The sequence below is a fragment of the Streptomyces beigongshangae genome (genome assembly GCF_019710745.1).
Lineage (GTDB): Bacteria > Actinomycetota > Actinomycetes > Streptomycetales > Streptomycetaceae > Streptomyces > Streptomyces beigongshangae.
Genome location: NZ_JAHKJW010000019.1, coordinates 44,186 through 68,815, shown reverse-complemented (window position 1 = coordinate 68,815; position 24,630 = coordinate 44,186). Strand labels below are relative to the sequence as shown.

24 protein-coding genes are annotated in these 24,630 nt (G+C 72.7%); 16 read left to right on the top strand and 8 right to left on the bottom strand.

Going from position 1 to position 24,630, the window contains the following annotated elements; all coding sequences use genetic code 11:
- Positions 1-39: 39 nt before the first annotated feature.
- A complete protein-coding gene (gene rpsI / locus KM933_RS16915; RefSeq protein ID WP_221352994.1) occupies positions 40-567 on the top strand; it encodes a 30S ribosomal protein S9 in 528 nt (175 codons plus the stop codon).
- Between the two features lie 376 nt (positions 568-943).
- Complete coding sequence (gene glmM / locus KM933_RS16910; RefSeq protein WP_221352992.1) at positions 944-2,302, top strand: phosphoglucosamine mutase; 1,359 nt, start codon at positions 944-946, stop codon at positions 2,300-2,302.
- A 139-nt stretch (positions 2,303-2,441) separates the two neighbouring features.
- Here the strand turns inward: glmM and coaA are convergent, their stop codons facing one another.
- On the bottom strand, positions 2,442-3,431 hold the full coding sequence (gene coaA / locus KM933_RS16905; protein ID WP_221352990.1) for a type I pantothenate kinase: 990 nt from the start codon (positions 3,429-3,431) through the stop codon (positions 2,442-2,444).
- Between the two features lie 162 nt (positions 3,432-3,593).
- Between coaA and KM933_RS16900 the strand changes: the two genes are divergently transcribed.
- Positions 3,594-3,830: a hypothetical protein gene (locus KM933_RS16900; RefSeq protein ID WP_221353139.1), complete on the top strand. Its 237-nt coding sequence runs from the start codon at positions 3,594-3,596 to the stop codon at positions 3,828-3,830.
- Positions 3,831-3,923: 93 nt separating this feature from the next.
- Positions 3,924-5,771, top strand: coding sequence for a glutamine--fructose-6-phosphate transaminase (isomerizing) (gene glmS / locus KM933_RS16895; protein ID WP_221352988.1), 1,848 nt, complete (start codon positions 3,924-3,926; stop codon positions 5,769-5,771).
- On the opposite strand, the gene KM933_RS16890 is transcribed toward glmS, so the two are convergent.
- Both KM933_RS16890 and KM933_RS16885 read right to left on the bottom strand, forming a co-directional pair.
- Positions 5,732-5,947, bottom strand: coding sequence for a DUF397 domain-containing protein (locus KM933_RS16890; protein WP_221352986.1), 216 nt, complete (start codon positions 5,945-5,947; stop codon positions 5,732-5,734). The two genes, glmS and KM933_RS16890, sit on opposite strands and share 40 nt — an antisense overlap.
- A 6-nt stretch (positions 5,948-5,953) precedes the next feature.
- A complete protein-coding gene (locus KM933_RS16885) occupies positions 5,954-6,667 on the bottom strand; it encodes a DUF5753 domain-containing protein (RefSeq protein ID WP_221352984.1) in 714 nt (237 codons plus the stop codon).
- 27 nt (positions 6,668-6,694) lie between these two features.
- Here KM933_RS16885 and KM933_RS16880 point away from each other — a divergent pair, with 27 nt between their 5' ends.
- From KM933_RS16880 to tsaE, 5 genes are all read left to right on the top strand, one after another.
- Positions 6,695-7,066, top strand: coding sequence for a holo-ACP synthase (locus KM933_RS16880; RefSeq protein WP_221352982.1), 372 nt, complete (start codon positions 6,695-6,697; stop codon positions 7,064-7,066).
- Positions 7,067-7,448: 382 nt separating this feature from the next.
- On the top strand, positions 7,449-8,900 hold the full coding sequence (locus KM933_RS16875) for an NAD(P)H-hydrate dehydratase (RefSeq protein ID WP_221352980.1): 1,452 nt from the start codon (positions 7,449-7,451) through the stop codon (positions 8,898-8,900).
- Positions 8,901-8,978: 78 nt separating this feature from the next.
- Positions 8,979-10,127, top strand: coding sequence for an alanine racemase (gene alr / locus KM933_RS16870; RefSeq protein WP_221352978.1), 1,149 nt, complete (start codon positions 8,979-8,981; stop codon positions 10,125-10,127).
- Between the two features lie 123 nt (positions 10,128-10,250).
- Positions 10,251-11,546, top strand: a complete 1,296-nt coding sequence (locus tag KM933_RS16865; RefSeq protein ID WP_221352976.1) for an alpha/beta fold hydrolase — start codon at positions 10,251-10,253, stop codon at positions 11,544-11,546.
- Complete coding sequence (gene tsaE, locus KM933_RS16860) at positions 11,512-12,081, top strand: tRNA (adenosine(37)-N6)-threonylcarbamoyltransferase complex ATPase subunit type 1 TsaE (protein WP_221352974.1); 570 nt, start codon at positions 11,512-11,514, stop codon at positions 12,079-12,081. Before KM933_RS16865 ends, tsaE begins: the two co-directional genes overlap by 35 nt.
- A gap of 475 nt (positions 12,082-12,556) precedes the next feature.
- On the opposite strand, the gene KM933_RS16855 is transcribed toward tsaE, so the two are convergent.
- Positions 12,557-13,129, bottom strand: coding sequence for a hypothetical protein (locus KM933_RS16855; protein ID WP_221352972.1), 573 nt, complete (start codon positions 13,127-13,129; stop codon positions 12,557-12,559).
- A gap of 118 nt (positions 13,130-13,247) precedes the next feature.
- Between KM933_RS16855 and tsaB the strand changes: the two genes are divergently transcribed.
- The 4 genes from tsaB to KM933_RS16835 are packed head-to-tail and all read left to right on the top strand — an operon-like array spanning position 13,248 to position 15,778.
- Positions 13,248-13,895: a tRNA (adenosine(37)-N6)-threonylcarbamoyltransferase complex dimerization subunit type 1 TsaB gene (tsaB, locus tag KM933_RS16850; protein ID WP_221352970.1), complete on the top strand. Its 648-nt coding sequence runs from the start codon at positions 13,248-13,250 to the stop codon at positions 13,893-13,895.
- Positions 13,892-14,428, top strand: coding sequence for a GNAT family N-acetyltransferase (locus tag KM933_RS16845; protein ID WP_430727328.1), 537 nt, complete (start codon positions 13,892-13,894; stop codon positions 14,426-14,428). The genes tsaB and KM933_RS16845 overlap by 4 nt, the downstream gene beginning before the upstream one ends.
- Complete coding sequence (gene tsaD, locus KM933_RS16840; protein ID WP_221352968.1) at positions 14,421-15,530, top strand: tRNA (adenosine(37)-N6)-threonylcarbamoyltransferase complex transferase subunit TsaD; 1,110 nt, start codon at positions 14,421-14,423, stop codon at positions 15,528-15,530. The genes KM933_RS16845 and tsaD overlap by 8 nt, the downstream gene beginning before the upstream one ends.
- Positions 15,527-15,778, top strand: coding sequence for a hypothetical protein (locus tag KM933_RS16835; protein ID WP_221352966.1), 252 nt, complete (start codon positions 15,527-15,529; stop codon positions 15,776-15,778). Before tsaD ends, KM933_RS16835 begins: the two co-directional genes overlap by 4 nt.
- A 146-nt stretch (positions 15,779-15,924) precedes the next feature.
- Here the strand turns inward: KM933_RS16835 and KM933_RS16830 are convergent, their stop codons facing one another.
- From KM933_RS16830 to KM933_RS16815, 4 genes are all read right to left on the bottom strand, one after another.
- Positions 15,925-18,225, bottom strand: a complete 2,301-nt coding sequence (locus KM933_RS16830; RefSeq protein WP_221352964.1) for a beta-xylosidase/alpha-l-arabinosidase — start codon at positions 18,223-18,225, stop codon at positions 15,925-15,927.
- 83 nt (positions 18,226-18,308) lie between these two features.
- Positions 18,309-19,220 carry a carbohydrate ABC transporter permease gene (locus KM933_RS16825; RefSeq protein WP_221352962.1) on the bottom strand — a complete coding sequence of 304 codons (912 nt, stop codon included), beginning with the start codon at positions 19,218-19,220 and terminating at the stop codon, positions 18,309-18,311.
- A 4-nt stretch (positions 19,221-19,224) separates the two neighbouring features.
- On the bottom strand, positions 19,225-20,040 hold the full coding sequence (locus KM933_RS16820) for a carbohydrate ABC transporter permease (RefSeq protein ID WP_221353129.1): 816 nt from the start codon (positions 20,038-20,040) through the stop codon (positions 19,225-19,227).
- Between the two features lie 140 nt (positions 20,041-20,180).
- A complete protein-coding gene (locus KM933_RS16815) occupies positions 20,181-21,584 on the bottom strand; it encodes an ABC transporter substrate-binding protein (RefSeq protein WP_221352960.1) in 1,404 nt (467 codons plus the stop codon).
- A gap of 167 nt (positions 21,585-21,751) precedes the next feature.
- On the opposite strand from KM933_RS16815, the gene KM933_RS16810 reads away from it, so the two are divergent.
- From KM933_RS16810 to KM933_RS16800, 3 genes are all read left to right on the top strand, one after another.
- Positions 21,752-22,786 carry a LacI family DNA-binding transcriptional regulator gene (locus KM933_RS16810; RefSeq protein ID WP_221352958.1) on the top strand — a complete coding sequence of 345 codons (1,035 nt, stop codon included), beginning with the start codon at positions 21,752-21,754 and terminating at the stop codon, positions 22,784-22,786.
- A gap of 123 nt (positions 22,787-22,909) precedes the next feature.
- Entirely contained in the window at positions 22,910-24,082 is a 1,173-nt protein-coding gene (locus KM933_RS16805) for an LCP family protein (protein WP_221352956.1), read from the top strand.
- Positions 24,083-24,239: 157 nt separating this feature from the next.
- Positions 24,240-24,596 carry a YciI family protein gene (locus KM933_RS16800; protein ID WP_221352954.1) on the top strand — a complete coding sequence of 119 codons (357 nt, stop codon included), beginning with the start codon at positions 24,240-24,242 and terminating at the stop codon, positions 24,594-24,596.
- The last annotated feature ends 34 nt before the right edge of the window (positions 24,597-24,630 follow it).

The window sequence follows — 24,630 nt, the reverse complement described above, 5'->3', positions numbered from 1 at the left end:
CGGCCACCCCCTAAGACGAAAAAGAATCTGAGGAGAATCGTGGCCGAGACCACCGTTGAGCAGCCGGTCGACGACAACGACAGCGAGCTCGTCGACGTCGAGCAGTACACCACCGAGTCCGAGGTGCCCGTCGAGGGCGAGTACACCTCGGAGTCCCTCGCCGGCCGCTTCGGCGACCCGCAGCCGGCCGCCGGCCTGGGCCGTCGCAAGAACGCCATCGCCCGCGTCCGGATCGTCCCGGGCTCCGGCAAGTGGAAGGTCAACGGGCGCACGCTCGAGGACTACTTCCCGAACAAGGTCCACCAGCAGGAAGTCAACGAGCCCTTCAAGGTGCTCGAACTCGACGGCCGCTACGACGTCGTCGCCCGCATCTCCGGCGGCGGTGTCTCCGGTCAGGCCGGTGCCCTGCGCCTCGGCGTGGCCCGCGCGCTGAACGAGGCCGACGTGGACAACAACCGCGGCGCCCTCAAGAAGGCCGGTTACCTGCGGCGCGACGACCGTGCGGTCGAGCGCAAGAAGGCCGGTCTCAAGAAGGCCCGCAAGGCCCCGCAGTACAGCAAGCGCTAAATCCCGCGCGGGTACGGGCGGGCACCCTCGGTGCCCCCCGTGCTGTTCTGCACGAATCGCCCCGGCGGCACGTTCTGTGCCGCCGGGGCGTTCGTTTACCACAACCTTTGTCCCGGTCCGTGGGTCACACCCTGTGTGCCATACCGTGCGGCACGGATTTTCGGCCACGGCTTCTTTTCGGCCATGGCTCCGGAACGGACCCGGGAGACGGACGGGTCCGGGGGATATACCTGACATGGGGCCGGAGCCGGACCCCGGTCGGCGCTTTCGGCCGGGCCGCACCTTCCCGGGCCCGCACTTTCCCGGGCCCGCACCTTCTCGGGTACAGCGGACCCGGGCACACCTGAACAACCCTGAGCAAGTTCGGAGGACACCAGTGGGACGACTCTTCGGGACGGACGGCGTACGCGGTGTCGCCAACGCGGATCTGACGGCCGAGCTCACGCTCGGTCTCTCCGTGGCGGCGGCGCACGTACTGGCCGAGGCGGGAACCTTCGAGGGCCACCGGCCGACCGCGGTGGTCGGGCGGGACCCGCGCGCGTCCGGGGAGTTCCTGGAGGCCGCCGTGGTCGCGGGTCTCGCCAGCGCCGGCGTGGACGTGCTGCGCGTCGGCGTCCTGCCGACCCCGGCGGTGGCGTACCTCACCGGCGCCCTCGGCGCCGACCTCGGCGTGATGCTCTCCGCGAGCCACAACGCCATGCCGGACAACGGCGTCAAGTTCTTCGCCCGCGGCGGGCACAAGCTCGCCGACGAGCTGGAGGACCGGATCGAGTCCGTCTACGAGGAGCACCGCACCGGTGCGCCCTGGGACCGGCCGACCGGCTCGGGCGTCGGACGCGTCCGCTCGTACGAGGAGGGCTTCGAGCAGTACGTCGACCACCTCCTCGCCGCCGTCCCGAACCGTCTCGAAGGTCTGAAGGTCGTCCTCGACGAGGCGCACGGCGCGGCCGCCCGGGTCTCGCCCGAGGTCTTCACCCGCGCGGGCGCCGATATCGTCACGATCGGCGCCGAGCCCGACGGCCTCAACATCAACGACGGCTGCGGCTCCACCCACCTCGACCTGCTGAAGGCCGCCGTCCTGGAGCACGGCGCCGACCTCGGCATCGCGCACGACGGGGACGCCGACCGGTGCCTGGCCGTGGACCACACCGGCGCGGAGGTCGACGGGGACCAGATCCTGGCCGTCCTCGCGCTCGCCATGCGGGAGCGCTCCGAGCTGCGGTCCGACACCGTCGTCGCCACGGTCATGTCGAACCTCGGGTTCAAGCTGGCCATGGAGCGCGAAGGGGTCTCCCTCGTGCAGACCGCGGTCGGCGACCGGTACGTGCTGGAGGAGATGAAGGAGCACGACTACGCGCTCGGCGGCGAGCAGTCGGGCCACGTGATCATCCTGGACCACGCGACGACGGGCGACGGCACGCTGACCGGGCTGCTGCTCGCGGCCCGGGTCGCGCAGACCGGGCGTACGCTGCGGGACCTCGCGTCCGTGATGGAGCGGCTGCCGCAGGTCCTGATCAACGTGCCCGACGTCGACCGGTCCCGGGTGTCGACCTCCGCGGAGCTGGCCTCCGCGGTGGGCGAGGCGGAGCGGGAGCTCGGCTCCACCGGGCGGGTACTGCTGCGTCCCTCCGGGACCGAGCCGCTGGTACGGGTCATGGTGGAGGCGGCCGACATCGACCAGGCCCGCGCGGTGGCGGGGCGGCTGGCGGACGCGGTGAAGTCCGCGCTGGGGTGATTTTCGGGGCCGGGTGGGGGGTGGGAGGGATCTGGGCGTCGCGGGGTGCGGGTGGGTGGGGGCCGGTCGCGCAGTTCCCCGCGCCCCTGAAGGGCGCCCCCCGGGGCTTCGCCCCCGAAGGGCCGCCCGGGGGCCGTGGTCAGAGTTTCCGCAGACTCAGCTTCCGGACCTTGTGGTCCGGGCCCTTGCGCACGACCAGGGTGGCGCGGCCCCGGGTCGGGGCCACGTTCTCCAGGAGGTTGACCCTGTTGACGGTCCGCCAGGTCGTACGGGCGTAGTCCAGGGCCTCCTCCTCGGAGACCTGGGTGTACTTGCGGAAGTACGAGGACGGGTCCTGGAAGGCCGTCTCGCGCAGCCGGCGGAAGCGGTTCAGGTACCAGCCCTCGATGTCCTCGGCCCGCGCGTCCACGTACACGCTGAAGTCGAAGTAGTCGGCGAGGCCGACCCGGGTGCGGCCGTCCTTGCCGGGCAGGGCGGGCTGCAGGACGTTCAGCCCCTCGACGATCAGGATGTCGGGGCGGCGCACGGTGAGCAGCGCGCCGGGGACCCGGTCGTAGATGAGGTGCGAGTAGACGGGGGCCGTCACCTCGTCCTTGCCCGCCTTGATGTCCGCGACGAACCGGGTCAGCGCCCGGCGGTCGTACGACTCCGGGAAGCCCTTCCGCGCCATCAGGCCCCGCTCCTGGAGCTCCTTGGTGGGCAGCAGGAAGCCGTCCGTGGTGACCAGCTCGACCCGTGGGTGCTCGGGCCAGCGCGACAGCAGGGCCTGCAGCAGACGGGCGACGGTGGACTTGCCGACGGCGACCGAACCGGCCACGCCTATCACGAACGGCGTACCGGACTGGGAGCCCTTCTCGCCGAGGAAGGTGTTGAGGGCGCCGCGCAGGCCGTCGGTCGCGCCCACGTACAGGTTGAGGAGCCGGGACAGCGGCAGATAGATGTCCCGTACCTCGTCGAGGTCGATGACGTCGCCCAGACCGCGCAGCTTCTCCACCTCCTCGGCGGTCAGCGGCAGCGGGGTCTTCTCACGCAGCGCGCTCCACTGGGCGCGGGTGAGGTCGACGTAGGGAGTCGCCTCCGGCCTGGGCCGGTGGGCGCTCCGCGGCAACGGAGAGGCCGGTGGGGTCACAGTCCATTGTTACGGCAGTTCGAACGGGCCGCCGGGTGGAGTCGGTCACTTCGGTGCGTTCCGCTCGCGTCCGGGCCCTGTACCAGGGGTCCATAGGGGGATAGCGTCCCGCGGACCGGGAGCGAGCCGCCTTCCGGGACACCGGTGAGGGAGATGGTCGTCATGACCGCACGTTCCCGAATGCGTGGCCTGGTCCGGCGCGGACCCCGGCACGGCCCGGCCGACGTGGTGGGCCGGGTGTGCAGCGAACTGGCGCTCGACCTCCCCGACGAGGACCTGGGGGAGTACCTCCACGACTGCGTCGACCTGTACGAGATGGGCAGCAGGCCCCGCTGCGAGGAGGCCGAGTTCCTCGGCATGGTGCGGGAGGCGATCGACCGGATCGAGCGGGGGGAGTAGCAGGGGGGCTGCGGGAGTGGCGGGGGCGGGGATTTCCGATATCGGGTCCGCGGTGCCCCGACAGGACGGGCGTCCGCCTCTAGGCTGCCGTCCATGTGCGGAATCGTGGGATACGTGGGGTCGCAGTCGGCGCTCGATGTCGTGGTGGCCGGACTGAAGCGGCTGGAGTACCGGGGTTACGACTCGGCGGGCGTCGCCGTCCTCGCGGACGGCGGGATGGCCGCCGCGAAGAAGGCCGGCAAGCTCGCCAACCTGGAGAAGGAGCTGGTCGAGCGGCCGTTGCCGGCCGGTTCGACGGGGATCGGCCACACGCGCTGGGCCACGCACGGCGGGCCCACCGACGCGAACGCGCATCCGCACCTCGACAACGCCGGACGTGTCGCGGTCGTCCACAACGGCATCATCGAGAACTTCGCCGCCCTGCGGGCCGAGCTGGCCGGACGGGGGCACACGCTCACCTCCGAGACCGACACCGAGGTCGTCGCGCACCTGCTCGCCGAGGAGTTCTCCGCGTGCGCCGACCTCGCCGAGGCCATGCGGCTGGTGTGCCGGCGCCTGGAAGGGGCCTTCACCCTGGTGGCCGCGCACGCCGACGAGCCGGACGTGGTCGTCGGGGCGCGGCGCAACTCGCCGCTCGTCGTGGGCGTCGGGGAGGGCGAGGCGTTCCTCGCCTCGGACGTCGCCGCGTTCATCGCCCACACCCGGTCCGCGATCGAGCTGGGCCAGGACCAGGTGGTCGAGCTGCGGCGCGACGGCGTGAACGTCACCGGGTTCGACGGGGCACCGGCCGGGACACGTTCGTACCACGTCGACTGGGACGCGTCCGCCGCCGAGAAGGGCGGCTACGACTACTTCATGCTCAAGGAGATCGCCGAGCAGCCGAAGGCCGTCGCCGACACGCTGCTCGGCCGCGTCGACGCCGACGGGTCGCTCACCCTCGACGAGGTGCGGATCCCTCCGGGGGTGCTGCGGGAGGTCGACAAGGTCGTGGTGGTGGCGTGCGGGACCGCGTTCCACGCCGGGCTCATCGCCAAGTACGCCATCGAGCACTGGACCCGCGTCCCCTGCGAGGTAGAACTCGCGAGCGAGTTCCGCTACCGGGACCCGATCCTGGACGCCCGGACCCTGGTGATCGCCATCTCGCAGTCCGGCGAGACCATGGACACGCTGATGGCCCTGCGGCACGCGCGCGAACAGGGCGCCAGGGTGCTGGCCGTCTGCAACACCAACGGCTCGACCATCCCGCGCGAGTCGGACGCCGTCCTCTACACGCACGCCGGGCCCGAGGTGGCGGTCGCCTCGACGAAGGCGTTCCTGACCCAGCTCGTGGCCTGCTACCTGGTGGCGCTGTACCTGGGGCAGGTCCGCGGGACGAAGTGGGGCGACGAGATCCAGGCCGTCGTACGCGACCTGTCCCGCATCTCCGACGAGGTCGAACGGGTCCTGGAGACGATGGAGCCGGTACGGGAACTGGCGCGTTCGCTCGCCTCGAAGGACACGGTGCTGTTCCTGGGCCGGCACGTGGGCTACCCGGTGGCCCTGGAGGGCGCCCTGAAGCTCAAGGAACTCGCCTACATGCACGCCGAGGGCTTCGCGGCGGGCGAGCTGAAGCACGGGCCGATCGCCCTGATCGAGGAGGACGTACCGGTGGTCGTGGTCGTACCGTCACCGCGCGGTCGGTCCGTCCTCCACGACAAGATCGTGTCGAACATCCAGGAGATCCGGGCGCGGGGCGCCCGCACGATCGTGATCGCGGAGGAGGGTGACGGGGCGGTGGTCCCCTACGCGGACCACCTGATCCGCATCCCCGCCACGCCCGTGCTGCTCCAGCCGCTGGTGGCGACGGTCCCCTTGCAGGTGTTCGCCTGCGAACTGGCCACCGCCCGCGGCAACGAGGTGGATCAGCCACGCAACCTGGCGAAGTCGGTGACGGTGGAGTAGGGCACGTCTCTGACTCCGTCAAGGAAGGCGGCGAAGGCTCCGGCCGGGAAGGTGAGGGGGGCCCTGGCCGGGGTCTTGGAGTCGCGGACGGCTATGTGGGTGGATGAGCTCGCGATCTCCACGCAGTCGTTGCCGTCATCGGGACCGGAGTAGGACGACTTCCGCCAGTTGTCCATGGTGCCTCACAGCTCTTTTGTCAGTCGGTGGATGAAGTCACGCGACCGCTCGGGGTCGAGTGCCACTTCTTTCAGCTTAAGGAAGCGCGTTCGAAAAGCGCCGAGTTGTGCTTCGGAATCAATGAAGGCCGAGCCGTGCGGGACGTCGCGCACCACGGTGTCCAGCCTGGGTACGGCGCCACCCACGTACGTCATGGTGCTGGCCGCCCTGCCGAAGCCGTCCAGGTCGAAGGGGATGGCGCGCACGGTGATGTCGTCCGCCCCGGAGAGGTCGAGAAGCTTGGTGAGCTGTGCCCGGGAGGCGGCGCGGTCACTGACTCTGATGCGCAGGGCCGCCTCGTGGATCACCAACTTGTAGGGGACGGCGATCTGCTGGCGTCTCAACCGGTGCTGGACGCGCAGCTCCAGTTCCTCGTGTGCGAGTTCCGGGACGCGCGATGAAAAGACTGCTCGTGCGTAGTCCTCTGTCTGGAGGAGACCCGGTACGTGCAGGACCGCCACCTCGTACATGAACGTGGCGTGGTGATCCAGTTCGGCCAGGTCCAGGAACGACGTGGGCAGCAGGCCCCGGTACTCCTCCCACCAGCCGCGTGTCCGGTCCGTGGCCATGGCGACCAGGGCGTCGACGAACTGGTCCTCGACCGCATGGACGCCTGGCTGGAGCGTTCCCGGACGGTCGAGCGGGCCGAGGACCTGTTCGCCGACGACCCGGACCCGCATCCGGTGGACGGATCGTAGAGTGCGCGGATGAGCATCATCGGGGTCGGGATCGACGTGGCGGAGATCGAGCGGTTCGCGGTGTCGCTGGAGCGGACGCCCGGGATGGCCGAGCGGCTGTTCCTGCCGAGCGAGTTGCTGCTGCCCAGCGGGGAGCGGCGGGGGGTCGCCTCCCTCGCCGCCCGCTTCGCGGCGAAGGAGGCGCTCGCCAAGGCGCTCGGTGCGCCCGGGGGGCTGCGCTGGAGCGACGCCGAGGTGTACGTCGAGGACAGCGGGCAGCCGCGGTTGCGGGTCACGGGGACCGTTGCCCTGCGGGCGGCCGAGCTGGGGGTTTCCTCTTGGCACGTGTCGCTCAGCCATGACGCGGGGGTCGCGTCGGCTGTGGTGATCGCGGAGGGGTAGGGGGTCGGCTGCGGGTGCGTGGGGGCTGGTCGCGCAGTTCCCCGCGCCCCTGAGGGGTCCGGGGCCGGGCTGGGTTGCCGGGTGCGGGTCCGTCGTTGCCGGTGGCGCGGTTCCCCGCGCCCCTGGGCAAGTCCCGGCCGGGCGGGGTTGTCGGGTTCGGCGGCCGGAGGGGGTGGGGCGGGATGTGCGGCCGCAGCGTACGACGACTCCCACCCACCTCCACCCACAGGTGAGGGGGCCGACGCGTTTCCGGCTGCGGACGCATGTCCCGACACACCCCCGACCCCCGACCGACGACCCCCGCCCCCACCCACCAAAGGGGCGCGGGGAACTGCGCGACCAGCCACACACCACCCGCACCCGCATACGGGACACTCGTCCCATGCGTACTGCGTACAGCGTGGACATGGTCAGAGCCGCCGAGCGCGAACTCATCGCGCGGCTTCCGGACGGGACGTTGATGCAGCGGGCCGCCGCCGGACTCGCCGCCGCCTGCGTCGATCTGCTGGGGCGGCGCGTCTACGGCAGCCGCGTCGTGCTGCTCGTCGGCAGCGGCGACAACGGCGGCGACGCCCTGTACGCCGGCGCCCGCCTCGCAAGGCGCGGCGCCGGCGTCACCGCCGTCCTCCTCGCCCCCGACCGCACCCACCCCGGCGGACTCGCCGCACTGCGGCGCGCCGGAGGGCGGGCCGTACCAGGGACAGGGACGGAGGGCGACGACGCCGCCGAGGAGTTCATCCGCCGCGCCGACCTCGTCGTCGACGGCATCGTCGGGATCGGCGGCAAGGGCGGCCTGCGCCCCGACGCCGCCGCCCTGGTCGACACCGTCGGCGAGACCCGCGCCGCCGTCGTCGCCGTCGACCTGCCCAGCGGCGTCGAGGCCGACACCGGCGAGGTGCACGGCGCCGCCGTGCGCGCCGACCTGACCGTGACCTTCGGGACCCACAAACCGGGCCTGCTCGTCGACCCGGCACGCGAGTACGCCGGCTCCGTACGGCTCGTCGACATCGGCCTCGCCCTGCCCGGCGAAGCCGCGCTGGAGGCGCTCCAGCACGCCGACGTGGCCGCGCTGCTGCCCGTACCCGGTGCCGGGAGCGACAAGTACCGGCGCGGCGTCGTCGGCATCGCGGCCGGCTCCGCCCGCTACCCCGGCGCGGCCGTCCTGGCCGTCGCCGGAGCCCTGCGGGGCGGCGCCGGCGCCGTGCGGTACGTCGGGCCCGCCGGGGACGCGGTGCTCGCCCGCTTCCCCGAGACACTGGTGTCGACGGGAACGCCGGAGCAGGCCGGCCGGGTCCAGGCATGGGTCGTGGGCCCCGGCGCCGGGGACGACGCCGGCGCCGTGACCGCCGTACTGAAGGCGGACGTACCCGTGCTCGTCGACGCCGACGGACTGCGGCTCGCGGACCGCGACGCCGTACGGGCCCGCCGGGCGCCCACCCTGCTGACCCCGCACGCCGGAGAGGCCGCCGCGCTGCTCGGCGTCCCGCGGGAGGAGGTCGAGGGGGCACGGCTGCACGCCGTACGGGAACTCGCCGAGCGCTACGGGGCGACCGTCCTGCTGAAGGGGTCCACGACGCTCGTCGCCTCCCCGGGCGGCGGACCCGTCCGGGTGAACCCCACCGGCACCGGCTGGCTGGCCACCGCGGGCAGCGGGGACGTGCTGTCCGGGCTGGCCGGGTCGCTGCTCGCCGCGGGGCTCGACGCGCTGGACGCCGGGAGCGTGGGGGCGTACCTCCACGGACTGGCGGGACGGCTCGCGGCGGACGGGGCCCCCGTCGGGGCGCACGACGTGGCGGAGGCGGTCCGCGAGGCATGGCGGGACGTCACGGGCTGAGAAGCCGCCGCCGTGAAGACATGAAAGCAGGTGAAGGGCCTGCCGGAACCCTCCGGCCCCTCTGAGAGACTGGGCGCGATGACTGAGACAGCACCCGCGCGTGCCCGCGCCGAGATCGACCTGGCCGCCCTGAGGGCCAACGTGCGGACCCTGCGCGCCCAAGCGCCGGCCGCGGCCCTCATGGCGGTGGTCAAGTCCGACGCGTACGGGCACGGGGCCGAGCAGTGCGCCCGCGCGGCCCTCGACGCGGGCGCGACCTGGCTGGGCACGGCCACCCCCGAGGAAGCCCTCGCCCTGCGCGCGGCCGGTCTGCCGGGCCGGATCATGTGCTGGCTGTGGACCCCGGGCGGCCCGTGGCGGGAGGCCGTCGAGGCCGACCTGGACCTGGGGATCGGCGGACTGTGGGCCCTGCGCGAGGCGGTGGAGGCCGCGCGGGCGGCGGGCCGTACCGCCCGCGTCCAGCTCAAGGCCGACACCGGCCTCGGACGCAACGGCTGCCAGCCCGCCGACTGGCCCGAGCTCGTCGCCGAGGCACGGCGCGCCGAGGCCGCGGGCCTGGTGACCGTCACCGGCCTCTGGTCCCACTTCGCCCGCGCCGACGAACCGGGGCACCCCTCCGTCGCCGCCCAGCTCACCCTCTTCCGCGAGATGCTGGCCCACGCCGAGGGACAGGGCCTGCGCCCCGAGGTGCGGCACATCGCCAACTCGCCCGCCACGCTCACACTGCCCGAGTCCCACTTCGACCTCGTACGGACCGGGATCGCCACGTACGGCATCTCGCCCGGCCCCGAGATCGGCACCCCCGCCGATCTCGGACTGCGCCCCGTGATGACGCTGTCGGCGTCGCTCGCGCTGGTGAAGCACGTCCCGGCGGGCCACGGCGTCGGCTACGGGCACCACTACGTCACGGCGGGCGGTACGACCCTCGGTCTGGTGCCCGTCGGGTACGCGGACGGCATCCCGCGCCACGCGTCAGGCACCGGTCCCGTCCTGGTGGGCGGCAAGTGGCGGACGATCGCGGGGCGGGTGGCGATGGACCAGTTCGCGGTCGACCTCGGCGGGGACGAGCCGCAGGTCGGCGACCGGGTGGTCCTGTTCGGGCCGGGCGACCACGGGGAGCCGACCGCGGAGGACTGGGCCCAGGCCGCGGGCACGATCGCGTACGAGATCGTCACCCGCATCGGAACCCGCGTACCGCGCGTACACGTGAACGCCTCACGTACGTGAACAGGGGACAAGCGGGGTAACCGCACAGGTGCCGGGCAAGGTACAGCGGGAACTCGCCGTACCGGAAACGGCGGCGACGGCGGCAGCGGACACGGGCAGGGGCCCGGCGAAGGGGAGCGGTTCGTGAGCGAGAGCAGTGCGGAGGCAGCGGTGGAGGCGGCCGTGGCCGCGTCCTCGGCCGTTTCCGCGGCCGGGCCCGCGAGCTGGCGCAGGGCCGGTGTCGCCGGCACGGCGATAGGAGTGGTCGCCGCGGGCGCCGCGGCCGGTGTCGCGATCGAGCGGCTCACGGTCGGCCGCGGCATACGCCGCAAGGCGCGGCTGGCCCTCGACTCGGCCGGCCCGTACGGTGCGCTGCGCGGCACGCCGGGCATGGCCGCCGCGGACGACGGCACCGAGCTGTACTACGAGGTCGACGAGGTCGACGAGGTCGGCAAGGTCGGTGAAGTCGGCAAGGTCGGTGAGGTGGAGACCGACGAGACCCTGGCCCCGCGCCGCCGCCGGCTCTTCGGCCGCAGGACGCCCGCCCCGGTCACCGTCGTCTTCAGCCACGGCTACTGCCTCAGCCAGGACTCCTGGCACTTCCAGCGGGCCGCGCTGCGCGGTGTCGTGCGCACCGTCCACTGGGACCAGCGCAGCCACGGCCGTTCCGGGCGGGGCGTGGCCCAGACCGAGGACGGCATACCGGTCACCATCGACCAGCTGGGCCGGGACCTGAAGGCCGTCATCGACGCGGCCGCACCCGAGGGCCCGCTCGTGCTCGTCGGCCACTCGATGGGCGGCATGACGATGATGGCCCTGGCCGACCAGTACCCCGACCTGATCCGCGAGCGCGTGGCGGGCGTGGCCCTGATCGGCACGTCGTCCGGCCGGCTCGGCGAGGTCAACTTCGGGCTGCCGGTCGCGGGCGTCAACATGGTGCGGCGGATACTGCCCGACGTGCTGAAGGCGCTGGGTCAGCGGGCCGAACTGGTCGAGCGGGGACGGCGGGCCACCACCGACCTGTTCGCGGGGATCATCAAGCGGTACTCGTTCGCGTCCCGGGACATCGACCCCGCGGTCGCGCGGTTCGCGGAGCGGCTGATCGAGTCCACGCCGATCGACGTGGTCGCGGAGTTCTACCCGGCCTTCACCGACCACGACAAGACGGAGGCGCTCGCCCGCTTCGCCGATCTGCCCGTGCTCGTACTGGCCGGGGTCAAGGACCTGGTGACGCCGAGCGAGCACAGCGAGTTCATCGCGAGCCTGCTGCCGGACGCCGAGCTGGTGCTCGTGCCGGACGCGGGGCACCTCGTGGTCCTGGAGCATCCCGAGGCCGTCACGGACCGGCTCGCGGACCTGCTCACCCGCGTAGGTGCCGTCCCGGCAGGGGCTACCGTGGGTGGTTATGGAAGCACCAGCAGCACCGCACGACGCGGTTGACCCTTCGGGACCCTCGACGACTTCGGAGACCTCGGCGTCCGTTCCGGACGGTGTCGCGGCCGAGTTGACCGTCGACTCGCCCGAGCGGATGAAAGAGCTCGGGCGCCGGCTCGCCGGACTGCTGCGTGCCGGCGACCTCGTGATGCTCACCGGTGAGCTGGGCGCGGGCAAGACCACGCTCACGCGCGGGCTCGGTGAGGGGCTCGGGGTCCGCGGCGCGGTCACCTCCCCGACCTTCGTGATCGCCCGGGTGCACCCGTCCCTCGGGGAAGGGCCGCCGCTGGTCCACGTGGACGCGTACCGGCTGGGCGGCGGGCTCGACGAGATGGAGGACCTCGACCTCGACGTGTCGCTGTCCGACTCGGTGGTCGTCGTGGAGTGGGGCGAGGGGAAGGTCGAGGAGCTGACCGACGACCGGCTGCACGTGCTCATCCACCGGGCCGTCGGGGACACGACGGACGAGCTGCGGCGGGTGGAGCTCCACGGGGTGGGGGAGCGGTGGGAGGCGGCCGAGCTGGGCCGGCTCGCCGACTGAGCGCCGCCGGGAGGAGGGCGGTTTCGTACGTTCGTCCCAACGTTCCGACATGGCGTCGGGAAGATGTTGCGCTGGGTGGCTTTGGCGTGGTCACATGGGCGTAGGGATTGGTTAGGTCTACCTAACCACGTGTGTCCCGGAGCCCACAGGAGGCCGCCGCCATGTCTACGTCGGAGCGTGTTCCCTCGCGGTCGCAGCCGTCGTCGCGGCCGCAGCCGCGTGGGGTGTCCATGGCCCAGTTGCTCGCGGCCGGGGTGTTGGCGCGGGCCGTGTCGGAGCCGCCCGCGGCTCCGCCGGTGGTTGCGGAGTCCTCGGTGACCGGGCGCGTGGAGGGGCGGAAGCGGGCGGCTTAGCGGGGCGCTCCGCGAAGCGCTCCGCGGGGCCGGTCGGGATCCGCGGGTGCGCTGTGGTCCCCCGGCCTCCGGCCGGGAGGTGCCCCAGGTCGCGCGGTTCCCCGCGCCCCTTTGGGGCGGGGTCAGGTCGTGACCTGGATCGTCGTGCCGATCGTGGCGAAGTGCCACATCGCTGTGGCGTCCTCTCTCGATGTTCTGATGCCGCCGAGTTTCTTCGTGGGGTCGGGGAGGGTGACCCGGCCGTCCGCCGGGGCGCTGAAGCCGATCGAGATGCCCTCCACGTTCGCGAAGCGGACCACGTGCTCGACGGCCACGCCGTCCGAGCCGACGATCGCGTTGGAGCGGGAGGTGACGGTGTACCGGGCGAGCGGCGGGTCCACCGTGCCCGGGCTGACCAGGAACGTCCGCAGGGCCCGGCCCTCCGGGTCGACCAGCCACACCCGGTTGTCGCCCAGCGAGTAGACGACCCGCCGGCCCGTGCCCGACCCGGCGGGCAGTGCCGTCGAGTACTGCCCGGCCGGCGCGGCCTCCGGCACGGCGGCCGACGACGCCCCCACGGCCCGCGGTTCGCCCAGGTCGACCGGCGCGCGCACCGACGCCTGGTACGCGAGGAAACCGATCGTCGCGAGCGCCGCCGCGGTGAGCGCGGCCACGATCCCCGAGCCGCCCCGGCCGCGCCGGCTGCTCCGAACCATCCTGACCGACCACCTCTCGTACGGCATTTGTCCGTGCTGTGACGGTATGACGTTAGCAGGAGGTCTCCACCGGATTGAGGCGGCCGTGCGCCGGGCCCGGGCGCCGTAGGCTGTTCGCGTGCTCTTGCTCGCTCTGGATACCGCCACCCCCGCCGTCACCGTCGCGCTGCACGACGGCACGTCCGTCGTCGCCGCCTCCAGCCAGGTGGACGCGCGCCGGCACGGGGAACTGCTCCTGCCGGCCGTCGACCGGGTGCTCGCCGAGGCCGGGCTGCGGCTCGACGCCGTCACCGGCATCGTCGTCGGCGTGGGCCCCGGCCCGTACACCGGGCTCAGAGTCGGCCTGATGACCGCCGACACGTTCGGGCTCGCGCTCGGCGTCCCCGTGCACGGGCTGTGCACGCTGGACGGCCTCGCGTACGCGGCCGACGTCGAGGGCCCCTTCGTGGTGGCGACCGACGCCCGCCGCAAGGAGGTCTACTGGGCCCGGTACGCCGACTCCCGTACGCGTGTCACCGACCCCGCCGTGGACCGGCCCGGCGACCTGGACCCCGGTGGGCTGCCCGCCGTGGGCGCGGGCGCGCTGCTCTACCCCGGCACCTTCCCGGACGCCCGCGCTCCCGAGCACGTCTCGGCGGCCTCGCTCGCGTCCCTGGCCGCGGAGCGCCTTGCGGCGGGCGAGGAACTGGAGGCGCCCCGGCCCCTCTACCTGCGCAGGCCCGACGCGCAGGTGCCGAAGAACTACAAGGTGGTCACCCCCAAGTGACGACCGCGGTGCTGCGCGAGATGCGCTGGTGGGACATCGAGCCCGTGCTGGAACTGGAGAGGGACCTCTTCCCCGAGGACGCCTGGTCGCGGGGCATGTTCTGGTCCGACCTGGCCCACGCGCGGGGGCCCGCGGCGACCCGGCGGTACGTCGTGGCCGAGACCGGTGCCGAGGGCGCGGACGGCGGCGACGGAGCCGGGAGCGGTGGGCGGATCGTCGGGTACGGGGGACTCGCCGCCGCCGGGGACTCCGGTGACGTGCAGACCATCGCCGTCGCCCGGGAGCACTGGGGCACCGGCCTCGGCGCGCTGATCCTGACCGAACTGCTGCGGGCCGCGACCGCCTTCGAGTGCACCGAGGTGCTGCTCGAATGCCGGGTCGACAACATCCGCGCCCAGAAGCTGTACGAGCGCTTCGGCTTCGAGCCGATCGGCTTCCGGCGCGGCTACTACCAGCCGGGGAACGTGGACGCCCTCGTGATGCGCCTCAACGACCCGTCAACCTCCCTGCAAGGAACCGAGACCCATGGCTGACGAACCCCTCGTCCTCGGCATCGAGACCTCCTGCGACGAGACCGGCGTCGGTGTCGTCCGCGGCACCACCCTGCTAGCGGACGCGATCGCGTCCAGCGTCGACGAGCACGCCCGCTTCGGCGGGGTCGTCCCCGAGGTCGCGTCCCGCGCGCACCTGGAGGCGATGGTGCCGACCGTCGAGCGGGCGCTGAAGGAGGCGGGGGTCAGCGCGAAGGACCTCGACGGGATCGCCGTCACGGCGGGCCCGGGGCTCGCGGGCGCGCTGCTCGTCGGGGTCTCGGCGGCGAAGGCGTACGCGTACGCGCTGGGGAAGCCGCTGTACGGCGTCAACCACCTGGCCTCCCACATCTGCGTGGACCAGCTGGAGCACGGCCCGCTGCCCGAGCCGACCATGGCCCTGCTCGTCTCCGGCGGCCACTCCTCGCTGCTGCTGTCCTCGGACATCACCTCCGACGTGAAGCCGATGGGCGCGACCATCGACGACGCAGCCGGCGAGGCGTTCGACAAGGTCGCGCGGGTGCTGAACCTCGGCTTCCCGGGCGGGCCGGTCATCGACCGGTACGCCAGGGAGGGCGACCCGGCCGCCATCGCCTTCCCGCGCGGGCTCACCGGGCCGCGCGACGCGGCGTACGACTTCTCCTTCTCCGGGCTGAAGACCGCCGTGGCGCGGTGGATCGAGGCCAGGCGGGCGGCGGGGGAGGACGTGCCGGTGCGGGACGTGGCCGCGTCCTTCCAGGAGGCGGTGGTGGACGTGCTGACGCGCAAGGCCGTACGGGCCTGCCGTGACGAGGGCGTCGACCACCTGATGATCGGTGGCGGCGTGGCGGCGAACTCGCGGCTGCGGGCGCTGGCGCAGGAGCGGTGCGAGGCCGCGGGGATCACGCTGCGGGTGCCGCGGCCCAAGCTGTGCACGGACAACGGTGCGATGGTCGCCGCGCTCGGCGCGGAGATGGTGGCCCGGGGGCGGGCCGCCTCCGACTGGGACCTGTCGGCGGACTCGTCGCTGCCGGTCACCGACCCGCATGTGCCGGGGCGCTCTCCCTCGCATTCCCCCTCGCACGATCATGTGCACGAGGTCGCCAAGGGCAATCTGTACTCATGAGCGTCGCGTTGATGTGGGAGGCGCGGGCCGCCGGGGGGCGGGGGGAGGAACTGCTCGCCTGGGTGCGGGAGCAGGACCTCCCGGCGCGGCCCCTGCGACGGGAGGTCCTGCGGGCTCCGGGCGACCGGGTGCTCGTCATCACGTGGTGGGATGCCGCGTACGACGCCGAGCTGCCCGAGTTGCCGGAGCCGGATGCGGGGTTGGTGGCCCGGGCGGTTCATCGGTGGCGGTTCGAGGTGGTCGAGTAGTTTTCGGGGTTGTTCGCCGGGTGCGGGTGCGGGTGCGTCGTGGTCCTCCAGCCTCCGGCCGGGAGGTGCCCCCAGGTCGCGCCGTTCCCCGCACCCCTGAAAGCAGAAAGACCGCACCGTTCCCCGCGCCCCTTGCTCCCCCCGCCCTAAGAAATCGTTGTCGGGCAAGTCAGGCGGCGGGTTGTCGGGGTCAGGCGGCGTTCCGGGCCCGTCAGGGTCAGGTGGGTCGTGTGGTGGGGGGTGGTGCTGGAGCTGGACAGGCGCAGTTCCAGGGCGCCCGGTTCCACGACGCGGCGGCCCCCGCGGTCGGTGAACGACGACAGGTCCGGGTGGAAGTGGAAGGTGACCCGGCGGGCCTCTCCGGGGGACAGGGTCAGCCGCTGGTAGCCGATCAGGCGCACGTCCGGGCGGGTCACCGAGGCGACCGGGTCGTGGAGGTAGAGCTGGACGGTCTCCGTGCCCTCGCGGGAGCCCGTGTTGCGGACCGTGACCGAGACGTCGTACGGCTCGTCCGTGCCGGTCTGCGCGTGGCGGTCGGCCGTGTCCTTCCAGGTGAAGTCGGTGTACGTGAGGCCGTGGCCGAAGGGGTGGAGCGGGGTCGGGTCCAGGTTGCTGACCTCGCCGGCCAGGCCCAGCGGCGGCTGGAGGTAGGTCCAGGGCTGGCCGCCCGGGGCCCGCGGGACGCTCACGGGGAGCCGGCCCGAGGGGTTCACCCGGCCGGACAGGACGCCCGCCACCGCGGGGCCGCCCTCCTCGCCGGGGAAGAACGCCTGCACCGTGGCGGCCAGCCGGTCGTGCCAGCGGCCCAGCGCGTACGGGCGGCCGGTCAGCAGGACCAGGACAACCGGGGTGTCCGTCGCCGTCAGGGCGTCCAGCAACTGGGCCTGGACCCCGGGCAGGTCGAGGTCCGACACGTCGCAGCCCTCGCCGGAGGTGCCGTTGCCGAAGAGGCCCGCCCGGTCGCCGAGCACGGCCACGCAGACGTCCGCCTCGGTGGAGCGCGCGACGGCCTCCGCGAAGCCGGAGGTGTCCGGGTCGGTGGTGTCGCAGCCCTCGGTGAACGTGATCTTGGCGTCGGGGAGCTCCGTGCGCAGGGAGTCCAGGAGCGTGGGGATCCCGATGCCCACCGGCAGGTCGGGGTGGTGGACGCCCACGTGCGAGGGGAACGAGTAGCAGCCCAGCATGGCCAGGGCGTCCGCGGCCCGCGGGCCGACCACGGCGATCCGGGTGTCGGGGGCCAGGGGGAGCCGGCCCTCAGGGTTGGCGAGCAGGACCACGGACTCCTCGGCGAGGCGGCGGGCCAGGGCGCGGTTCGCGGCCGAGTCCAGGTCGATCGGGCCGGTGGGCTCCGGGCTCCAGTCCTCGTCCAGCAGGCCCAGCTCGCACTTCTGGCGCAGTACCCGGGCCGCCGCCCCGTCCACCACGGACTCCGGGATCTCGCCGGCCCGTACCGCCTCGACCAGCGGGTCCCCGTAGCAGCGGACCGTCGGCAGCTCGACGTCCACGCCCGCGGCCAGCGCCGCACCGGCGGCCTGCGCCTCGGTGCCCGCGACCCGGTGCAGGGTCTGCAGGAAGCCGACGCCGAAGTAGTCGCTGACGACCGTACCGGTGAACCCCCACTGTTCCCGCAGGAGTTCGGTCAGCAGGTACGGGTCCGCGGAGGCCGGCACGCCGTCCGTCTCCGTGTAGGCCGCCATGACCGAGCGGGCCCCGCCCTCGCGCAGCGCGAACTCGAACGGGGGCAGGGTGACGTCGGCGAACTCGCGCACCCCGGCCCGTACGGGCGCGAGGTTGCGGGCGCCCGCCGAGGACGCGTACCCCGCGAAGTGCTTGAGCGTGGCGACGATCCCGGCGGACTCCAGGCCGCGGACGTAGGCCGCGCCGATCGTGCCGACGAGGTAGGGGTCCTCGCCGATGGTCTCCTCCACCCTGCCCCACCGCAGGTCCCGTACGACGTCCAGGACGGGGGCGAGGCCCTGGTGGACGCCGACGGAGGCGAGGTCGCGGCCGATCCGGCGGGCCATCTCCTCGACCAGGTCCGGGTCGAAGGAGGCCCCCCAGGACAGCGGGACGGGGTACGCGGTGGCGCCCCACGCGGTGAAACCGGCGAGGCACTCCTCGTGGGCGACGGCCGGGATGCCGAAACGGCCCGCCCCGACGAGCCGGCGCTGGGCGCGGGCGAGGGCCCGCGCCCCCAGCGCGGGGTCCACCGGGGCCGTGCCGAAGGAGCGGGTGAGCTGGCCCAGCCCGCGGGTGATCACCTCGTCCCAGTCGAAGTCCGAGGCCATCTCGTCCTGGTGCGGGGCGACCCCGCCGCCGTCCGTGGCGGCGCCCACCCACACGCCGTACAGCTGGGCGGTCTTCTCCTCCAGGGTCATCCGGGCGAGCAGGTCGTCGACCCGGGCGTCGGCGGGCAGGGCGGGATCGCGCCAGGGGGCGGTGGTCATGGAACTCCAGTCAGAGTGGCAGCCGGAAGCAGAAGCGGAGGCGGGGGCGGCGGGGGCCGTGGCGGGGCCGGGGTCGAGTGGGTTCACTTTCCGCCCACGCCCATCAGGCCGCCGACCAGCGCGCGGCGGGCCACCAGGTAGACGGCGAAGATCGGGACGCCGGAGAGGACGACCGAGGCCAGCAGCGCGGGGATGTTGACGCCGAACTGGCTGACGTAGTTGAAGAGCCCGAGGGTCAGGACGCGCGGGCCGTCGGACTGAGTGAAGATCAGCGGGAAGAGGAAGCCGTTCCACGCCTGGAGCGCCGCGTAGATGACGACCGTGCTGATGCCGCCCTTGGCCATCGGGACGGCGAGCTGGAACAGCATCCGCTGCGGCGAGGCGCCGTCCAGGGCCATCGCCTCGTACAACTCCTCCGACACGTCCCGCAGCGTACCCACCAGGACGAGCACCGAGACCGGCATCGCGAAGGCCGCCGTCGGCAGGATGACCGCCAGCAGGCTGTCGTACAGGTCGAGCTTGGCGATCAGCAGGTACAGGGGCACGACGACCGCCTGGGCCGGGATCGCGACGCCGAGGAGGAAGAGCCGGAAGGCCAGGCCCGACCAGCGGTTGCGGGTGCGGACGGCGACGTACGCGAGCGGGACCGAGAGGACGAGGACGATGCCCACGACCGCGAGGGCCACGATCGCCGTGTTGCCGAGCAGGTGGCCGAAGCCGCTGTTCAGCACGGTGTTGTAGTTGTCGAGCGTCGGGCTCGTCGGCGGGGACAGCGGGTTGCCGGTGAGCGCCTTGTCCTGGCTGGTGAGCGAGGCCGACAGCATCGCGTAGATCGGGACGAGCACGACCACGAGCCAGAGGATCGAGCCCAGTCCCGCGAGCGGGTTGGCGCGCTTGGTCCAGTGGCGGCGGTGGCCGGCCGGGGGCGGACCGGTGGGGCGCTCCCCGGTCGTCCCGGGACGCGGGCGCGGGCGCGGCAACGTATCGTGTGACACTGCGTCACATCCCTTCGCGGGTACTGCGCATGCCGCCGAAGCCGGTCAGCCGCACGAGGATCAGGGACAGGCCCGTGGCGGCCAGCACCAGGAAGGACGCGATGGCGCTCGCGTAGCCGAAGTCGTAGCTCTTGAAGCCCGCCTCGTACATCAGGTACGGCAGGATCGCGGTGTCGGTGCCCGGACCGCCCTTGGTGAGGATCAGCACGGTCTCGAAGTACGTGAGCGAGCCGACGACCATCAGGACCGTGGACGTCGTGATGGTGTGGCGCAGCTGCGGGAGCGTGATCGAGAAGAACTGGCGGTAGCGGCCCGCTCCGTCGATCGCGGCCGCCTGGTAGAGGACCTCGGGTATCTGACGGGCCCCGCCCTGGTAGAGCAGGGTGTGGAAGGGGATGAACTGCCAGCCGCCGACGAACACGATCGCCAGGAACGCGCCGCCGGAGGAGCCGAGGGTGTTCTCCTGGATGATGCCGAAGTTCGGGTCGAGCAGGGCGTAGAAGAGCAGCGCGATGGCCGTCGAGGACAGCAGGAACGGGACGAAGAAGATCGCGGAGAGCACCGCCCGGTTGCGCTGGCGGCCCGCCGCCCAGACGCCGAGCAGCAGGGCGATCACCGTCTGGAAGACCCAGCTCGCCGCCGTCAGCAGGACCGTCAGCCACAGGGACTGGACCAGCCGGTCGTCGTCGAGCAGCTTCCGCCAGTTGTCGAGGCCGACGGGCTCCGGGTCGCCCAGACCGTCCCAGCTGGTGAAGGAGAGGTAGAAGGCCAGGCCCATCGGGACCACGGCGAAGAACGTGAAGAAGAGGACGCCGGGCAGCGCCCAGGCGGCGTGCGGCCGGCCGGCCGCGGCCCGGGGACGGGGCCGGGAGCGGGGCCGGTGCGGGCCCCCGCTCCCGGCCGGCTCCGCGTGCTCCCCGGCCCGGTCTCCCGGCGGGGTCCTCGTGGGGCTCGGTGCGCTCACTTCAGCTCCTTGAGCGCCGACACGAACTCGCTCGGCGAGGACTTCCCGACGAACAGCTTGTTGATCTCGGTGAGCATCGGGGTGGCGACGTCCGAGCCCACCGCCTGGTCCCAGGAGAGCGTGAAGGCGGGCGCCTTCTCGACCATCCCGTACTGGAACTTCGCGAACTCCGGGTTGGGTGAGGAGTCGAGCAGCTCGGCCGCGTTCGAGGTCGCCGGGATGTCGCCGTTGGCGACCAGGGCCCGGGCGTACGTCCGGGACGCGCAGTCCTTCAGGAAGGCGATCGCGGCGTCCTTGTTGCCCGCCCGGGTGTTGACCGACCAGTAGTTGGTGGGGTTGCCGACGACGTTGCGGATGTCGCCGGCGCCGCCCTCGACCGTGGGGAAGGCGCACCAGCCCAGGTTGTTCTTCGCGAAGGACGGGAACTTGCCGAGCTGCGTCGAGTACTCCCACGACCCCATCAGGTGCATGGCCGCCTTGCCCTTGGCGAAGACCGCGGGGGCGCCGCCGTTGGTGTACGCGACCGAACTGAACTTCGAGCCGAAGGCGCCGTCGTCGATGAGCTCCTTGACCGTCTCGGCGGCCTTGAGGACGGCCGGGTCGCCCCAGCCGGACGCGTCGCCCTCCTGGATCTTCGCGAAGACCTCCGGGCCGCCGATGCGGTCGACGAGGTACTCCAGCCACATCAGCTCGGTCCAGGTGTCCGCGCCGCCGAGCGCGAACGGGGTGATCCCCGCCTTCTTCAGCTTGGCGTTGACGTCCTGCAGCTGGTCCCAGGTGGTGGGCGGCCGGAGCTTGTGCTCGGCGAAGACGGACTTGTTGTAGAAGAGGATGACCGGCTGCATGCCGCGCATCGGTATCCCGTAGTTGCGGCCGCCCAGCCCGCCCGCCGCCAGCACCGCGGGCAGGAAGGCCGACTTGAGGGCCGGGTCGTTCCCGATGGTGTCGGTCAGGTCGACGACCTGCTTCGCCTCCTGGTAGTCCCTGATGGACCCGCCGCCCCAGTTGAAGAAGATGTCGGGGGCGCTCGGGGAGCCCATCGCCGTGCGGAGCTTGGCCGGGTACTCCGCGCCCGGGATCCTCTCCAGCTTCACCCTGCCCTTGGCCGACTTGGCGGCGCCGGACCTGTTGAAGCGGTCCACGGCCGTCTGCTGGATCTTCGCCGCGTCGTCCCCGTACACGAAGGCGGTGAGGGTGTCGCCGCCGCCGCCGGAGTCGCCGTCGGAGCCGCAGGCGGTGAGGCCGGTGGTGAGCAGGGTGGTGGCACCGGCGCCCAGGACCCAGCGCCTGCTGAAGGCGCGACGGCCACCCGGGCTCCCGCTCGGACCTTCGCTCGGGCCCTCGCCGGGGCCTCCGCCCGTGGGCCGCCCGCCGTTGGACCGCCCGTTGATCGACTCCATGACAGCACCTCTTCTTCTGCGACACGTTCTGTGGCACGTTCTGCGGCACGCTCGTCCGCGCGGCGCACTCGCGTCACGAATGTTTCGGCTGGTGTTTCGAATGTTCCGGGAACGTATGGCGGGCGAGGGGGTTCGTCAAGAGGTTGCGCAGGGATACGATCCGGTTCATGACTCGCCCGAATCCCGCCGTAGCCCAGTCAGCGACCCTCGCCGAGATCGCCCGCGAGGCGGGAGTCTCGGCCCCGACTGTTTCGAAGGTGCTCAACGGCCGCGCCGACGTGGCCCCCTCGACCCGCACCCGGGTCGAGGAACTGCTGCGCCACCACGGCTACCGGCGCCGCCGGGCCGAGGCGTCCCGGTCGCCGCTCATCGACCTCGTCTTCCACGAGCTGGAGAGCGCGTGGGCGATGGAGGTCATCCGGGGCGTGGAGAACGTGGCGCGGGACGAGGGGCTGAGCGTCGTCCTCTCCGAGAGCGCCGGCCGGCTCACCCCCGGCCGCACCTGGGCCGACCAGGTCGCCGCGCGCCGCCCGCACGGGGTCGTGCTCGTCCTCAGCGGACTCGACGAGTCCCAGCGGGCGCTGCTGACCAGCCGTTCCATCCCGTTCGTGGTGGTGGACCCGGCGGGCGACCCCGGCGACGACGCGCCGTCCGTCGGCGCCACCAACTGGCAGGGCGGGCTGGCGGCGACCCGCCATCTGGCGGACCTCGGCCACCGGCGCATCGGGGTGATCAGCGGGCCCTCGCGGATGATGTGCAGCCGGGCCCGGCTCGACGGCTACCGGGCGGCGCTGGACACGGCCGGGCTGCCGGTCGACCCGGCGCTCGTGCGCACCGGCGACTTCCACCACGAGAGCGGCCACCGGTGCGGACTCGAACTGCTGCGGCTGCCGGACCGCCCGACGGCCGTGTTCGCGGGCAACGACCTCCAGGCGCTCGGCCTGTACGAGGCCGCCCGCGAGCTGGGCCTGCGCGTGCCGGAGGACCTGAGCATCGTCGGCTTCGACGACCTGCCGGTGGCCCGCTGGGTCGGCCCGCCGCTCACCACCGTGCGCCAGCCGCTCACGGAGATGGCCGAGGCGGCGGCCCGGCTGGTCCTGGACCTCGGCCGCTCGGAACGGCCCTCGACGGCCACCCGCGTCGAGCTGGCCACGAGCCTGGTGGTCCGGAGCAGCACGGCTCCGCCGCCGGCGGTGGTGTGAGGGCCCCGGAAGTATCGAAAGTTTCGAAGACGGCTCCGAGGAATCTCGACGAAATCTGAGAGTTTCCGAAGTAAAGCCGCGAAGTTGTTGTTCCTTGTAATAATTCGGACTTACGTTCTCCCTGTGAGCGTTGGCGTGAGCGGGGAAGACGGGCTCGGGGGCGAGGACGCCGCGATACCCGGCGAAGAGCGGCGGCGGCCGTGGTGGGCGGGCCGGTCGCGGCTGCTCAAGGCGGCGGGCATCGCCTTCGGCTGCGTACTGGCGGTCTCGGCGATCGGGGCGGCCTGGACGTACTGGCACCTGAACCACAACATCAGAAGCGTCGACATCGACAGCGCCCTCGGCGACGACCGCCCGGCCCGGGGCATGACCACCCCGACGGACTCGGCGGACCCGCTGCCCGGCGGCGCGCTCAACATCCTGGTCCTCGGTTCGGACTCGCGCGGCGGCGAGCGCAACAAGGAACTCGGCGGCGGCAGCAGCGAGGGCGCCCGCTCCGACACGGCGATGATCTTCCATGTCGACGAGGGCCGCTCCGAGGCGACCGTGGTGAGCATCCCGCGCGACACCCTCGTCACCCGGCCCTCCTGCCCGCGCTCCCCGGAAGGTCCGGACGGCCCGGAGGACTCGGACGACCCCGGTGAGCCGGGCGGGTCTGGTGACTCGGGTGACTCGGGCGCCGGTGACGGTGACGGGTCGACGTCGGAGGCGTACAACGCGATGTTCAACACCGCCTACTCCGTCGGCGGGCCCATCTGCGCGGTCAAGACGGTGGAGTCCCTGACGAACGTCCGCATGGACCACTACATCGAGATCGACTTCGCCGGGTTCGCCGACCTGGTGGACGCGCTGGGCGGGGTCACGGTGACCACGGAGGAGGACATCTCCGACGAGGACAGCCACCTCGAACTGGAGGCGGGCACCCACCACCTCGACGGTACGAAGGCCCTGGCGCTCGCCCGCACCCGGCACGGCATAGGCGACGGCAGCGACCTCGGCCGCATAGGTCTCCAGCAGAAACTCGTGAAGGCGCTCCTCGACCAGGTCTCCGCCACGGACCTCCTCGGCAGCCCCACCCGCCTCTACAAGGTCGCCGACGCGCTCACCAGCAGCCTCACCACGGACACGGGGCTCGACTCCCTGACCGAACTGATGGACCTGGGCCGGAGCCTGCGGTCCCTGTCCTCCACGACGACCGGGACCGTGACGATGCCGGTGGTCCCGGCCCCGTTCGACGCCAACCGGGTGGTGGCGCGGGAGCCGGAGGCGGGGGAGCTGTGGGAGTCGCTGCGCTGAGGGCGCTCCGGCCGGAGGGGAGGGCCGGAGGGGGAGGGCCGGCGGGGGACTCGAAAAAAGATCCGGTGAGCGTGTCGATTCCGGGGAGCACGGTTCGACGCCCGGGTGAGAGGCGGGGACCGGCCCCGGCTCCGCAGCGAGAACCCAGGGAGTCGTCATGCCCCGCTACCTGTCGATGATCCGTGTCGACGAGCAGAACGCGCCCGCCGAAGGGCCCAGCGACGAGCTGATGCGGCGGATGGGAGAGCTGATCGAGGAGATGACCAAGGCCGGGGTGCTGCTGGACACCTCCGGGCTGAAGCCGACGTCCGAGGGGGCGCGGGTGCGGTGGGAGGGCGGCGAACTGTCCGTCACCGACGGACCGTTCACCGAGGCCAAGGAGATCGTCGGCGGATACGCGATGCTCCAGGCCAAGGACCGGGCCGAGGCGATCGAGTGGACCAAGCGGTTCCTCCAGGTCCACGAGGCCCACTGGACGGTGACCTGCGAGGTCCGGGAGATCGTCGAAGGCTGAGCCTTGGCCGTACGGGGCCGGGGGTGTCTGATGG

Bases quoted from the DNA above. Each gene is read 5' to 3' on its own strand.
- KM933_RS16855 (WP_221352972.1), bottom strand. From the start codon at position 13,129: ATGGTTCGGAGCAGCCGGCGCGGCCGGGGCGGCTCGGGGATCGTGGCC.
- KM933_RS16800 (WP_221352954.1), top strand. From the start codon at position 24,240: ATGCCCCGCTACCTGTCGATGATCCGTGTCGACGAGCAGAACGCGCCC.
- KM933_RS16830 (WP_221352964.1), bottom strand. From the start codon at position 18,225: ATGACCACCGCCCCCTGGCGCGATCCCGCCCTGCCCGCCGACGCCCGG.
- glmS (WP_221352988.1), top strand. From the start codon at position 3,924: ATGTGCGGAATCGTGGGATACGTGGGGTCGCAGTCGGCGCTCGATGTC.
- tsaE (WP_221352974.1), top strand. From the start codon at position 11,512: ATGGAAGCACCAGCAGCACCGCACGACGCGGTTGACCCTTCGGGACCC.
- KM933_RS16880 (WP_221352982.1), top strand. From the start codon at position 6,695: ATGAGCATCATCGGGGTCGGGATCGACGTGGCGGAGATCGAGCGGTTC.
- KM933_RS16885 (WP_221352984.1), bottom strand. From the start codon at position 6,667: ATGCGGGTCCGGGTCGTCGGCGAACAGGTCCTCGGCCCGCTCGACCGT.
- KM933_RS16875 (WP_221352980.1), top strand. From the start codon at position 7,449: ATGCGTACTGCGTACAGCGTGGACATGGTCAGAGCCGCCGAGCGCGAA.
- alr (WP_221352978.1), top strand. From the start codon at position 8,979: ATGACTGAGACAGCACCCGCGCGTGCCCGCGCCGAGATCGACCTGGCC.
- KM933_RS16890 (WP_221352986.1), bottom strand. From the start codon at position 5,947: ATGGACAACTGGCGGAAGTCGTCCTACTCCGGTCCCGATGACGGCAAC.
- tsaD (WP_221352968.1), top strand. From the start codon at position 14,421: ATGGCTGACGAACCCCTCGTCCTCGGCATCGAGACCTCCTGCGACGAG.
- KM933_RS16810 (WP_221352958.1), top strand. From the start codon at position 21,752: ATGACTCGCCCGAATCCCGCCGTAGCCCAGTCAGCGACCCTCGCCGAG.
- KM933_RS16900 (WP_221353139.1), top strand. From the start codon at position 3,594: ATGACCGCACGTTCCCGAATGCGTGGCCTGGTCCGGCGCGGACCCCGG.
- KM933_RS16815 (WP_221352960.1), bottom strand. From the start codon at position 21,584: ATGGAGTCGATCAACGGGCGGTCCAACGGCGGGCGGCCCACGGGCGGA.
- KM933_RS16835 (WP_221352966.1), top strand. From the start codon at position 15,527: ATGAGCGTCGCGTTGATGTGGGAGGCGCGGGCCGCCGGGGGGCGGGGG.